The sequence below is a fragment of the Shimazuella sp. NTD248 genome (assembly GCF_059510395.1).
Genome location: NZ_JCAJZT010000004.1, coordinates 345,602 through 358,757 on the forward strand (window position 1 = coordinate 345,602; position 13,156 = coordinate 358,757).

Below are 13,156 nucleotides of genomic sequence, written 5' to 3' on the forward strand. Positions count from 1 at the left end.
AGATAAATGAATTTATATAGATGAATTGCAAGAATAGGACGGTGAGAAGTGTGGAGAAGCTTTTTCAGTTGGAGTCTGAATTTGAGCCAAGCGGGGATCAACCAAGAGCAATTGAAGCCTTAACAGCAGGAATACAAGAAGGAAAAAAACAACAGACCCTGCTAGGGGCTACTGGTACGGGTAAGACATTTACCATTGCATCCACAATTGCAAAAGTTAATAAACCCACCCTTGTGATCGCTCATAATAAAACATTAGCAGCACAGTTGTGTGGAGAATTAAAAGAATTGTTCCCGCACAATGCAGTTGAATATTTTGTTAGTTACTATGACTACTATCAACCAGAAGCATATATTCCTCAAACCGATACTTTTATCGAAAAAGATTCTTCCATTAACGATGAGATAGATAAATTGCGACACTCAGCGACAAGCGCATTAATCGAACGAAAAGATGTGATTATCGTTGCCAGTGTCTCTTGCATTTATGGGCTTGGTTCACCGATTGAGTATCGTGATCTTGTCCTCTCTCTGCGTGTAGGAATGGAAAAAGAGCGAAATGAAGTACTTCGTAAATTAGTCGATATTCAATATCAACGGAACGATTTAAACTTTACGCGTGGTACATTTCGCGTGCGTGGAGATGTGGTCGAAATTTTTCCTGTCTCTCGCAGTGAACAAGCAGTTCGGGTGGAGTTTTTTGGGGATGAAATAGAACGAATTCGAGAAATCGATGTGGTGACTGGAGAAATTATCGGAGATCGGGAACATATTGCTGTTTTCCCAGCTTCTCACTATGTCACTCGCGGGGCAGTGATGGAGAGAGCTTTAAAAACCATTGAATCCGAACTTCGAGAGCAGTTGGCTTTCTTCAAACAAGAAGGAAAGTTATTAGAAGCCCAACGCCTAGAACAACGTACACAATATGATATGGAAATGATGCGTGAGATCGGATTTTGTTCAGGAATTGAAAATTATTCTAGGCACCTGATCGGTACGGAACCCGGTCAACCTCCGTATACGTTGATCGATTATTTTCCTGATGATTTTTTGATCGTCGTAGACGAATCACATGTTTCGATCCCACAAATTGGGGCAATGTTTAATGGGGATCAAGCTCGTAAAAATATGTTGGTAGAACACGGTTTTCGTTTACCTTCTGCTCGAGATAACCGACCGCTCAAATTTGAAGAATTTGAGGGTAAGATCAATCAAATCATGTTTGTATCTGCGACACCAGGGCCATATGAGTTAGATAAAACGCCTGAAATGGTAGAGCAGATTATCCGGCCGACCGGTCTGCTCGATCCAAAAATTTATATTCGTCCTATCAAAGGTCAAATAGACGACTTGATAGGGCAAATTAATAAACGTGTGGATCAGGACGAACGTGTTTTGGTTACGACCTTGACTAAGAAAATGGCAGAAGATTTGACGGACTACTTCAAAGAAATAGGGATTCGAGTTCGTTACTTACATGCAGATATCAAGACAATTGAACGGATGGAAATTTTGCGTGATCTTCGTTTGGGTGAGTTTGATGTTCTCGTTGGAATTAATCTTCTTCGTGAGGGACTTGATCTTCCTGAGGTTTCCTTAGTAGCCATTCTCGATGCGGATAAAGAAGGTTTCTTACGTGCAGAGCGTTCGTTAATTCAGACCATTGGCAGGGCTGCACGTAACGCAAATGGTGAAGTTATTATGTATGCGGATAAGATAACCAATTCCATGAAAAAAGCGATCGAAGAGACGGAACGTCGTCGTACCATCCAAATTGCGCACAATAAGAAACATGGAATTACACCGATGACGATTCAGAAGAAAGTCCGTCAAGTAATCGAAGCAACAACGAAAGTTGCAGAAGAGAAGGCAGCCTATACGACAACTCGCAATGGCAAGAAGATGACAAAGAAAGAACGGCAATTACTTTTAGAGAAGATGGAAAAGGAAATGAAACAAGCGGCCAAAGATTTGCAGTTTGAACGTGCTGCGGAATTACGAGATATTCTTTTAGAGTTAAAAGCAGAAAGTGGGGACTGACGGTTGGCGATCGAAAATATTGAGATACGAGGAGCACGTGTCCATAATTTAAAAGATATAGATGTTACCATTCCTCGTGATAAATTGGTAGTAATCACGGGTCTTAGTGGTTCCGGTAAATCTTCCCTTGCATTTGATACCATCTATGCGGAAGGGCAGAGGAGATATGTAGAATCTTTATCTGCATATGCTAGACAGTTTTTAGGCCAAATGGACAAACCTGATGTAGATAGTATTGAAGGCTTGTCTCCAGCAATCTCCATCGATCAGAAGACAACAAGCCGCAATCCACGTTCTACTGTTGGCACCGTAACGGAAATTTATGATTATATTCGTTTGTTGTTCGCTCGTATCGGACGCGCTTATTGTCCACATCACGGAATCGAAATAACATCTCAAACTACCCCACAAATGGTAGATCATATCCTTGCTTTGCCTGAGAAAACGAGGATACAAATCCTCGCTCCTATTGTGAAAGGTAAAAAAGGAGAACACGAAAAAATTCTAGCAGATATTCAAAAGCAAGGATTTGTAAGGGTTCGGATCGATGGAGAAATTCAAGAAGTAACGGAAGTAGAAAAACTAGAGAAAAATAAAAAACATACAATCGAAGTCATTGTCGATCGTATTGTGATCAAAGAAGGGATCACTTCCCGTCTTACGGATTCAGTGGAAATGGCATTGCGTCAGTCAGATGGGGAAGTTCTCGTCGATGTCATCGATGGAGAAGAAATGTTATTCAGTCAAAATCTTGCTTGTCCAGAGTGCGGTTATAGTATTCCTGAGCTCACTCCTCGGATGTTTTCTTTTAATAGCCCATTTGGTGCATGTCCAACATGCGACGGGCTCGGAAACCGAATGGAAATAGATCCGACATTAGTGATTGCAAACCCAAAACTGTCTCTCAGTAAAGGGGTAATTGAACCGTGGGCTAGTTCGTCTAGTAACTACTACAACCAGCTGTTAGATGCTGTTTGTAAACATTTTGGAATCAGTCAAACAAAGGCATTTGAGAAGCTTTCAGAAGAGCAGCAAAACATCATTTTATATGGTTCCAAAGAGAGATTCCGTTTTCAATATACCAATGATATGGGCTTTTCCCGCGATACACATACGACGTTTGAGGGTGTAGTAAATAATTTAACTCGTCGACATCGGGAAACCGCATCTGACATGGTACGTGATCAATTGGAAGGTTATATGAGTACGAAACCTTGTCCAACTTGCAGGGGAGCAAGGGTTAAAGAAGAGATGCTCTATGTATTGGTCGGTGGTCAAAATATTGATTATGTGACAAAATTGACGATTGCTGAGTCACTCACATATTTTGAGTCTCTTGAGCTGACAGAAAAAGAGAGACAAATAGCAAGATTGGTGTTAAAAGAAATCGAGAGTAGACTTGGATTTCTGTCCAATGTCGGGTTGGATTATCTCACCCTAAGTCGGTCCGCTGGGACTTTATCAGGGGGAGAAGCACAACGTATCCGGCTTGCTACTCAAATCGGCTCTAGTTTGATGGGCGTTCTCTATATTTTAGACGAACCAAGTATCGGGCTTCATCAGAGAGACAATAGTCGTTTGATCACTACGTTAGAGAAAATGAGGAATATCGGGAATACATTGATTGTAGTAGAACATGATGAAGATACGATGATGAGTGCTGATTATATTTTGGATATTGGTCCAGGTGCAGGTGTTCATGGTGGACAAGTAATAGCAGCTGGTACTCCAAACGAGATCATGGAAAATCCAGATTCTCTTACAGGTAACTATTTGAGCGGACGAAAATTTATCCCACTACCAGAAAAGAGACGAGAAGCGACAGATAAGTGGATAAAAGTGGTTGGAGCATCCGAAAATAATTTACGAGATGTTTCTGCGTCTTTTCCGATTGGACTTCTAACCTGTATCACAGGTGTTTCTGGGTCTGGGAAGAGTACGCTGATCAACGAAATTTTACTAAAATCGTTATCGAAGCAGCTAAATCGAGCCAAAACAGTACCTGGAAAACACAAAAAAATCGACGGTATCGAACATCTCGATAAAGTAATCAGTATTGACCAATCTCCAATTGGTCGTACTCCTCGAAGTAATCCTGCAACCTATACGGGTGTGTTTGATGATATTCGTGATGTTTTTGCTTCGACAACAGAGGCGAAAGTCCGCGGTTATCTCAAAGGTCGTTTTAGTTTCAATGTCAAAGGCGGACGTTGTGAGGCCTGTCGTGGGGATGGGATTATCAAGATTGAAATGCACTTCTTACCAGATGTCTATGTACCTTGTGAAGAATGCAAAGGTAAACGATACAACCGTGACACCTTAGAGATTCGCTATAAAGGGAAAAACGTTGCGGATGTGCTGAGTATGACAGTAGAAGACGCAGTAGAGTTTTTTGCCAACATCCCAAAAATCAAACGAAAACTGCAAACACTTTTGGATGTAGGTTTGGGATATGTCCAATTAGGCCAGCCTGCAACCACGTTATCCGGTGGAGAAGCCCAAAGAGTAAAGCTAGCTTCTGAACTGCACAAACGCAGCACAGGGCGGACGTGTTATGTGTTAGACGAACCGACGACAGGACTTCATGTTCATGATATTGCTCGACTGCTTACGGTTTTGCAAAGACTTGCGGATAATGGAGACACCGTTCTTGTCATTGAGCATAACTTAGATGTAATCAAAACAGCTGATTATATCGTAGATTTAGGTCCTGAAGGTGGAAAAGGTGGAGGAATCATTGTGGCGACCGGTACACCTGAAGAAGTGGCGAAGAAAAAAGGTTCTTACACAGGCGAATACCTAGCTCCAATCCTTAAAAGAGATCAAAAAAGGGTGAAACAAGCTGTAACAGCAGGGAATTAGTCTGAAGTGCGCCATAGCGATCTTGCTATGGTCTCTTTTTATCCTTTTCGTCGCTTGAGACCACTCATGAACATTCGATATACTTTTGTTGAGAGGAGAGGTGAATGATGCGTTGGATCTTAGGAATTATTATAAATGCAATCATTGTGTTTCTGATTGCTAACTACTTACCTGGAGTACACGTTGATTCTTGGAGCACGGCATTTTGGATTGCAATTTTGTTAGCTGTCATCAATATTCTCATATGGCCAATCAAATGGCTTCTATCACTTGTTACACTCGGTCTATTTGGATTAATTATTAACATTGCATTATTTTGGGGTCTTAGTTTCTTTGTAGATGGGTTTACTATCGATGGATTTGTACCTGCAATTCTCGGAGGTTTGATATTGACAGTGGCATCATCCATTGCACGAGGAATTTTAAAATAAGCTTTGTAAAGTGCGGCACACTCCCTTCTTGCATATGGGAGTGTGCTTTTTGGTCTATTGAGGATTTTTGCCTGTGACTTGGAGATCCCAATTCGGGAACCAAACTGGAAACCAAATCGGCAGCCAGGCTGATGTCCATGGTAGATTACATGTCTGAACGCGAATTTGATCCTGCTTTAGGGTTCGTGTAGGAATCCACTTGAAGGAATAGAATCGTGCTGCCCCAAAAAGGCCAAGCATGATCCAGTAGACCAGTTGAATATAGTAGATGGATTTGTAATCCCATCCATGATGATTTGCGAACCAGACCGCATTGATAAGAAACAGACTGGCAATCAAACTACTGGTGAACTGTCCCTTGGTGTAAGAGACACCTCGAAGGGAATAGAATACACAAACCTGAATGGCCCATAAGCCATCCATGATAACGAGGATGGAGAGCATCCAATTGCTCGTCGTGATAACGTGTGCATCATTGGTAAACAGACCTACGATCCATTTGCCTGTGAAGAATTGGATTACCCACATGATCACGGAGCCTACTGCTACTACTCCAACAGCCCAATTGCAGTATCGAATGGCTTCTTTGTAATTTTTCTTTCCGAAGCACTCTCCGACTAGAGGAGATACCGCGCTGGAAAAACCCGTAATCCATGCCACATCGAGCAGCTCTTTGATTTGTTTCGCGATGCGCCCAGCTGCGTAGATATCCGTTCCATAATGAAGCATGGTCCGACCGAGATACAACGCAGAAACTTGGCTGGTAATAAAGGAACCCATGGTGGAAAGGGATTGCTTGATCAGTTTTTTTTGGAGCATCGCCTCGCGACGCCAAGAAAACCTGTCAGCAAAGATCTTTTTCTGCACCCTCCACCATGTGTAGTTCAGCTCAAAGAGATGGGTGATTACCGTCTTCCGGACGGTGCCAGTCACTCCTTGGCAAAGGGATTGCTGGAACAGCATCTTGTGGGTCATCCAGTCGTTTGACCAAGTCTTTTTGATAAAGATCGACGACATTACCGACATCCACATGAATACCAGTCCGAAGAGATTGGCGAGCACAGTTGCCAACGCCGCACCCTTTACTCCGAGATCGAGGGTGAAGATAAATACATAATCCAGTGGAAGATGGATCAGGTTCATCGTTACCCCAACGTGGAAGATAGCTTTACTATCTTTGTTGCCACGAAGGATAGAGCCCATCATTCCCAGCATGCAAGGGATGACGGAACACCCACCCAGAATCCACAAGTAGCTTACTGCTTCTGTTGTGGTCTGTGAATCTGCCCCATAGAGGAGCTGTACGAGTAACGGAGAAAAACAGATGAACAGCAAACCGCACCAGAATCCAACTCGGATAGAGAGGAGAATTCCTTGGGTTGCAACTTGTCGAATCTGATTGGATGGATTAGACAAAAGCTTTGTGTCATCCTCATCCAGCAGATTTTTGCCTCCGCGACTTTGCGAGACAAATACGGATGTGGAACCAACCAGTGGATTCAGAATCGCGTTCTGTACCAAGATCAGGATGGCACCAGCAATTCCTACAGCAGTAACTGCCACCAAGTTGATCTTTGCCACAAACCAAGCGTCGACAAAGTTGAGGCTAATCTGGGAGAGGCTTGTAAAAATACCAAACCACCCTTGCTTCCACAGTTCTCGTAGATGTTTGAAACGCATGTCATTCCTTAAGATAGAGTGAATCTTTATTAACATTATAACATTGCGAGTGAGTAAACCCATGGTAGAGGTAGTGGGATGACAGCGAGCGGCAACAAGGGATAGTTTTTGTCATCTCAGAACAAGCGATAAACATGGTAGAACAGCTGGCAGAACAACGAAGGAAAAAGGATAATTAATACAAACAATGTCCCTCTCTATATAAATAGGAGAGGGACATTGCTGCTATGAAAGACAAACTAACTGTCTACACACAGATGTCAATTCTTCGAATGGATTCTCAGCCAGTTCCACAGAACGCCAACCTACAAAACCATCTGGTCTTACTAGTACAGCACCTGTATGCGTAATTCCATACTTATCTAGAAAGAGATCAACAACCTTTGTATCAAAATAAGACTCAGTAATGGATATCGTTTTGATAGGAATTTGAAATTGTTTGGTAAGCTGCTCTGCTGCTTCTGTCCATAAGGTATTTTCTTCTGCTGTCAGGAGTACAAATTCTTTTCCAAATCAACGATGGAGTGGTTGTTCACTTCATCCACCAAGATGTGGGGTGCTATTTTGCCATAGGCAGGCCTGCTTTTATTTTTGTGGCGAAAACACCCGTGAATTCATTCGAGGGATGAATCGCCACGGTTTTTGATTTTCTTTTTTGACAAATCCATCCATATTTTGTATATTAGGGTTCACTCTCGTCTAGTAAAGAGGTGAGAAATTCATGTATTTCACCATCAAACAACAACTTAAACATCTTTCGAAAGAAGAATATTTGCTTTTGAAAGAATTGTGTCATACTGCTAAAAACCTGTACAACCAAGGTCTATACCAAGTTCGCCAGCATTATTTTCAGGAGAAAAAATATCTGAATTACCAGAAAAACTATCATCTCTTAAAAGGTAGCGATAATTATAAGCGGTTGAATAGTAACATGGCACAACAAATTCTAAAAGAAGTCGATGGGGTTTGGAAATCCTTCTTTGCACGGATCCGACATGCCAAGCAGGGAAAGTATGATTTTCCAGCCATTCAGATGCCACGATATCTACCGAAAGATGGATGTTATCCGCTAGTAGTTGGCTTCATTCGTTTAAACGGAAATCAGTTTGTGCTGCCCTTTTCTCGTTTGGATCAGAAGAAACATCCACCACTAGTGATTCGCATTCCTCCCTTGTTGGCGGACAAGAAAATCAAAGAGATTCGTATTCTTCCCAAACACCGGGCAAGGTTCTTTGAAGTGCATTACACGTATGAAGAGCAAGCAGTTCAAAGGGATACCGATAAAAACCATATACTTGCAATCGATTTGGGGATCAGCAATCTCGCGGCATGTGTCACCTCCGAGGGAAAAAGTTTTCTTATAGATGGAAAACAACTAAAGGCAATCAACCAATGGTATAACAAACGAAATGCCCGTTTGCAGCGAATCCAAGACAAACAAAAGCAGAAAGGATGTTCGCAACAACAAGTTGCTCTGGTTGCCAAACGAAATCGTCGGGTGAACGATTACTTGAACAAGACCTGTCGTAAGATGATCAACTACTGTTTGAAAAATCGCATTGGGACACTGGTCATCGGATATAACGAGAGTCTGCAAAGAGGAAGCAACTTAGGCAAACGGAATAACCAAAATTTCGTGAATATCCCATTTGGACGGATCCAAAAGAAACTGGAATACTTGTGTCAGCGATATGGGATGACATTGGTGCAACAAGAAGAAAGCTACACATCCAAAGCGAGTTTTTGGGATCGAGATGAACTGCCAGTCTATCAGGAATCCGATCCGAAAACGTACACCTTTAGTGGGACACGTGTAAAACGTGGTTTGTATCGTACGTCTTCGGGCAGTTTGCTCAACGCGGATATCCATGGAGCATTAAATATCTTGCGAAAAAGTAACGTTGTAGCCCTTACGGGCTTATACGCTAGAGGCGAAGTGGACACGCCTGTACGAATAAGGATAGCCTAGCTGTCAACCTTCGTAGACGAAGCTTGCGACTTCAGTCGTGAGAGGTTCACAAATGGGAACCACCAGTTGCATCGATTGTATCTCCTGTAATCCACCGTGCGTCGTCTGAAGCGAGGAAAGAAACTATGTCCGCTATGTCAGAAGGTTGACCAACACGTCCGAGTGCGGACATGCTCTTTGCATTTGCCTGACCTTCAGGTGTATGCAGCCACGATGCATTAATATCTGTATCAACAATTCCAGGAAGCACAGCATTGACGGTAATATTACGTGAACCCAGCTTTTGAGCTAGATTTAAGTTCATCACATTGATAGCACCTTTGGTCATGTTATAAGCAATAATATCAGGCATAGCGATTCGTGTTACACCAGAAGAGATATTTACAATCCGTCCGCCATCGCGTAAGTCAGATAGTAGTTGTTGAATCAAAAAAAAGGGAGCTTTCACATTTACGGCAAATAGTCGGTCGAAGTCTTGTTCACTCGTTTGTTCTAAATTTTGGGAAGTTCCTATTCCAGCGTTATTCACGAGAATATCAAATGAAGTCGTTTCGGTTATAACTTGCAGATTTTCTCTAAATGTTTGTACCAGTTGATGAACACCATCTACATTGCTTAAATCAGCTCCAACAGCAAATGCTTTTCCACCCTTGGCTTCTATTTCTTTTACTACCTCATCTGCAACCGTCTTTTTGCTGGCATAATGAACAGCAACGAAAGCACCATCATTTGCTAAGCGCAATGCTATTCCTTTCCCAATTCCTCTACTCGCTCCTGTTATCAATGCTACTTTTCCATCTAAATGTTTCACGATTTCACTCCTTGTTTGTCTTGTATCCTTATGGTAAAACCTACCCCTAAGGGGAGAGTCAAGAGAAAATAAAAAACTTTCTCCATCCAAGAAGAAAGTTTTTTATTGAATCGGAATGCTTAATTCTGCTTTTCTGGTTGTTCCAAATACTTCTTTGTCTCCAGAAAGATAGTGTTCACGAGTAGGCTGATGAGGATCAATGACGAGATCGTTTGCTTTTATCCAATCTTTCAATTGATGCCAAGCTTCACAAGAAATTTCATAAGGATTGCATTCTAGAGTAAGAGAAACAACACGTGTATCATTTGCCAAGTTATAAACTTTTACTCGTTTGGAGTTAGGGATGGATTTCGAGATGGGAATGGCAACTTCTATTTCCGTTTGGTCATCTATTTGAAATTCATCGTACCATTGTATTATCAATTGTTGATTATCATCTTCTCCATGAGAATGAACATACTGTTTGAGTTCATCTAATAATAAGCACATATTGCTGCGCGGAGCTCTTTCCCTGATAGCCGCAACAAAGTGCGTATCTGCTTGTTTGATGATTGGGATAGACTTTGTCGCTATTTTCTGTTGTGCATGTTGGATACGCAACTTTATTTCTTCTAACTGTTTCTGTGCCTCTAAGATGGTTGCTTCTAATTCTTGCTGTTTCTGCTTTAATGATCCTACAACCGTTTCGGCTGTAATGTCTTTTTTTAATAATAATTTGATTTCTTCTAAAGTAAATCCTTGTTCTTTCCATGCTTGAATTCTGCGGATAGTGAGAAGTTGGGAGGATGTATAAAATCGATAACCAGATGCCTCATCGATCATACTAGGTTTTAGAATATCACGCTGATCATAATAGCGAAGTGTTTTAATCGATACATCGGAAAGTTTGGAGAATGTGCCAATTTTAAACATACTTTGCTACACCTCATAATGTTAAAGATATTTAAACATCATATCACACATGCCGATTTCTATTGCTTATCCGATATTGAAAATCATTGTTTTTTAGGCTTCAGGACCTCTTTGTATGAACGCAACATTTTTTGCTCTCGTTTACTTTTTATGAGCAACAAAAAAACGTTTCTCTAGACCCACATCATCATTGGCTGTTAGAATGGGATAGCATTTGTGTTGGAAGGGAGATGTTGATTTGAATCAGGAGCGATATGAGAATTTAAAAAGGAGTGAGAGAGGTGCAATCATTAGTATTATTGCCTATCTCTTTTTATCCGCTCTAAAATTATGTATTGGTTATATGGCAAATTCCGAAGCTCTTCGAGCAGATGGATTAAATAATGCTACAGATATTGTTGCTTCGATTGCAGTGTTCATTGGGCTGCGTTTTTCACAAAAGCCAGCTGATGATGATCATCCATATGGACATTGGAAAGCAGAAACAGTATCCTCTCTCATCGCTTCATTTATCATGATGTCAGTTGGGATTCAGGTTTTATATACTGGAGTTACTTCGATTGCAGGAGGGAAAGAAACAGCTCCGAGTTTAGTTGCAGCTGGAGTCGGCGCCTTTTGTGCGGGAATTATGATCTGCGTTTATCGTTATAATAAAAAGCTCGCTGCTAAGACGAACAGCCAAGCTGTAATGGCAGCAGCAAAAGACAATCTTTCTGATGCCTATGTGAGTATAGGGACGGTTGTTGGGATTATTGGGTCGCAATTTCATCTCCCATGGCTGGATACGGTGACAGCAATTATAGTTGGTATTCTTATATGTAAAACTGCTTGGGATATTTTTCGCGAAGCTACTCATTATTTGATGGATGGCTATGATGAAACGTTGATAGCGAAATACAAAGAAACCATTTTAAACGTAAATGGTGTTACATCAGTAAAAGAAATAAAGGCAAGAAATTATGGAAATAATGCTGTTGTTGATGTAGTTTTATGTGTTGGTGAAAATTTAGCAATTAAAGATGCCCATGATATTTCTACAGAAGTGGAAAACGAATTGATTCAAACCCATGACATTTATGATGTTCATATTCATGTGGAACCAAGCTAGTCACCATAGTGTAGTAAAGGGAGATAACTTTGCTAAATATGTTCCGTTACAATTGGCAGGTTAGAGAAGAGTGGTATCAATGGTGTGAAGCCGTTGAAGAGGAGGAACTACTTCGTATACGAACAGGTGGAGTAGGGGGAATCCTGCATACACTGTTCCATATTGCTGATGTGGAGTGGAGTTGGATTCAAGTCATACAAGGCAAGCCTGATTTCCAAGAAGATTTTAAACAACATCAAAGTTTGAATCTAGTTCGAGCATTAGATGCAAAATTCCGCTCTGAAGTAGAGAGTTTTGTGTTTTCATGGGAGAACAGCATGGAAAATAAGCTCTTTGAGGATAGAAAAGCAAATGGAAAAATAGTAACGTACACGTGGGGTGAGGTAATGCGTCATGTCATTGCTCATGAAATCCATCATGCAGGACAATTATCTGTTTGGGCACGAGAAATAGGACAGAAACCAATTTCTGCTAACTTAATTGGACGTAGTCTTTTTCACTAGAAAACCTTTGATTTGCAGCCTACAAACCCAAAATAAGCCACTGTTTGGCAATGGCTTATTTTTCTTGGTGTTCTATTTTCACTTAAATGGCTCCACTATCTTTTTTAACTTCAATCAGCTCAGCCCGGATAATATATCGTTCTGGGGCACTTCCAATATAATCAAAAGGATAACAAGTCGTAAGGGTCAGTACTGGTTTTGGTATAGGGACGATAATAGTTCGATCTTCAGGGGTTGTCACCCATGTTTTGCGAATTTGATAGGTATAGATATGTCCTTGAAATTTCACATAGAGTCGATCACCTAATTTTAACTGACCTGCTCCTCGAAATACGGTATCACGATGTCCGGATAAGACTACATGACCTGTCTCCCCAGGGTTTACAGTACCATAACCGATATAATGTCCTACCCCTTTTTTTAATGATGCATCATCTGTTCCTTGAACAATTGGGAGAATTGCTCCCATGCGGGGAATGATAAGCTCTCCGATTTGCCCGCTTACTTTTAGTTTTGTATTTGTGCTGGCTATCCCTTCTGATAATGTCTTTTGTGTGTGTCGATCATCCCAGTTTGCTGCCACTTTTTTGGATGCGATCGGATCATAAACTACTCTTCGCAGCTGATCCCACCACTGGTAACCATTGAACACCATTATAAATACTCCTACGATGATAATGATCCAAGCCAGCTTCCGTATCAAAAGAAACACTCCTTTAGATGTTGAAAAACCCCGAATATTATACCTTAACTAATTAGATTTGTCAGTTTTTATAATAAAACCTTCATTGCTACATAATAGACACAATTGGTAGTGAGTTTTAGAGGATGAAAAAACTAT

11 protein-coding genes are annotated in these 13,156 nt (G+C 41.2%); 6 read left to right on the plus strand and 5 right to left on the minus strand.

What is annotated here, in order from left to right:
* Positions 1–50 precede the first annotated feature (50 nt).
* The 3 genes from uvrB (at position 51) to AC5WOE_RS11415 (ending at position 5,332) form a co-directional block, all read left to right on the plus strand.
* Positions 51–2,039 carry an excinuclease ABC subunit UvrB gene (uvrB, locus tag AC5WOE_RS11405; protein WP_496052627.1) on the plus strand — a complete coding sequence of 663 codons (1,989 nt, stop codon included), beginning with the start codon at positions 51–53 and terminating at the stop codon, positions 2,037–2,039.
* 3 nt (positions 2,040–2,042) lie between these two features.
* Positions 2,043–4,901: an excinuclease ABC subunit UvrA gene (uvrA, locus tag AC5WOE_RS11410; RefSeq protein WP_496050315.1), complete on the plus strand. Its 2,859-nt coding sequence runs from the start codon at positions 2,043–2,045 to the stop codon at positions 4,899–4,901.
* Positions 4,902–5,008: 107 nt separating this feature from the next.
* Entirely contained in the window at positions 5,009–5,332 is a 324-nt protein-coding gene (locus AC5WOE_RS11415; RefSeq protein WP_496052628.1) for a phage holin family protein, read from the plus strand.
* A gap of 54 nt (positions 5,333–5,386) precedes the next feature.
* On the opposite strand, the gene AC5WOE_RS11420 is transcribed toward AC5WOE_RS11415, so the two are convergent.
* On the minus strand, positions 5,387–7,012 hold the full coding sequence (locus AC5WOE_RS11420; protein ID WP_496050317.1) for an MATE family efflux transporter: 1,626 nt from the start codon (positions 7,010–7,012) through the stop codon (positions 5,387–5,389).
* 225 nt (positions 7,013–7,237) lie between these two features.
* Positions 7,238–7,504, minus strand: a complete 267-nt coding sequence (locus AC5WOE_RS11425; protein WP_496052677.1) for an aromatic-ring hydroxylase C-terminal domain-containing protein — start codon at positions 7,502–7,504, stop codon at positions 7,238–7,240.
* A 229-nt stretch (positions 7,505–7,733) separates the two neighbouring features.
* On the opposite strand from AC5WOE_RS11425, the gene AC5WOE_RS11430 reads away from it, so the two are divergent.
* Positions 7,734–8,981 carry an RNA-guided endonuclease InsQ/TnpB family protein gene (locus tag AC5WOE_RS11430; protein ID WP_496052629.1) on the plus strand — a complete coding sequence of 416 codons (1,248 nt, stop codon included), beginning with the start codon at positions 7,734–7,736 and terminating at the stop codon, positions 8,979–8,981.
* 46 nt (positions 8,982–9,027) lie between these two features.
* Here AC5WOE_RS11430 and AC5WOE_RS11435 read toward each other — a convergent pair whose 3' ends face one another.
* Together AC5WOE_RS11435 and AC5WOE_RS11440 are read right to left on the minus strand one after the other, a co-directional pair.
* Complete coding sequence (locus tag AC5WOE_RS11435; protein WP_496052630.1) at positions 9,028–9,792, minus strand: SDR family oxidoreductase; 765 nt, start codon at positions 9,790–9,792, stop codon at positions 9,028–9,030.
* A 102-nt stretch (positions 9,793–9,894) separates the two neighbouring features.
* On the minus strand, positions 9,895–10,704 hold the full coding sequence (locus AC5WOE_RS11440; RefSeq protein WP_496052631.1) for a MerR family transcriptional regulator: 810 nt from the start codon (positions 10,702–10,704) through the stop codon (positions 9,895–9,897).
* Between the two features lie 238 nt (positions 10,705–10,942).
* Here AC5WOE_RS11440 and AC5WOE_RS11445 point away from each other — a divergent pair, with 238 nt between their 5' ends.
* Together AC5WOE_RS11445 and AC5WOE_RS11450 are read left to right on the plus strand one after the other, a co-directional pair.
* Entirely contained in the window at positions 10,943–11,812 is an 870-nt protein-coding gene (locus AC5WOE_RS11445) for a cation diffusion facilitator family transporter (RefSeq protein WP_496050321.1), read from the plus strand.
* Between the two features lie 29 nt (positions 11,813–11,841).
* The gene (locus AC5WOE_RS11450) at positions 11,842–12,315 is read left to right on the plus strand and encodes a DinB family protein (protein ID WP_496052632.1); all 474 of its coding nucleotides are present in this window, start codon (positions 11,842–11,844) and stop codon (positions 12,313–12,315) included.
* An 82-nt stretch (positions 12,316–12,397) separates the two neighbouring features.
* On the opposite strand, the gene srtD is transcribed toward AC5WOE_RS11450, so the two are convergent.
* Positions 12,398–13,018, minus strand: a complete 621-nt coding sequence (srtD, locus tag AC5WOE_RS11455; protein WP_496052633.1) for a class D sortase, LPxTATN-specific — start codon at positions 13,016–13,018, stop codon at positions 12,398–12,400.
* Positions 13,019–13,156: the final 138 nt, after the last annotated feature.

Coding starts and splice junctions, on each gene's coding strand:
- AC5WOE_RS11430 (WP_496052629.1), top strand. CDS start 7,734: ATGTATTTCACCATCAAACAACAACTTAAACATCTTTCGAAAGAAGAA.
- AC5WOE_RS11415 (WP_496052628.1), top strand. CDS start 5,009: ATGCGTTGGATCTTAGGAATTATTATAAATGCAATCATTGTGTTTCTG.
- AC5WOE_RS11420 (WP_496050317.1), bottom strand. CDS start 7,012: ATGCGTTTCAAACATCTACGAGAACTGTGGAAGCAAGGGTGGTTTGGT.
- AC5WOE_RS11440 (WP_496052631.1), bottom strand. CDS start 10,704: ATGTTTAAAATTGGCACATTCTCCAAACTTTCCGATGTATCGATTAAA.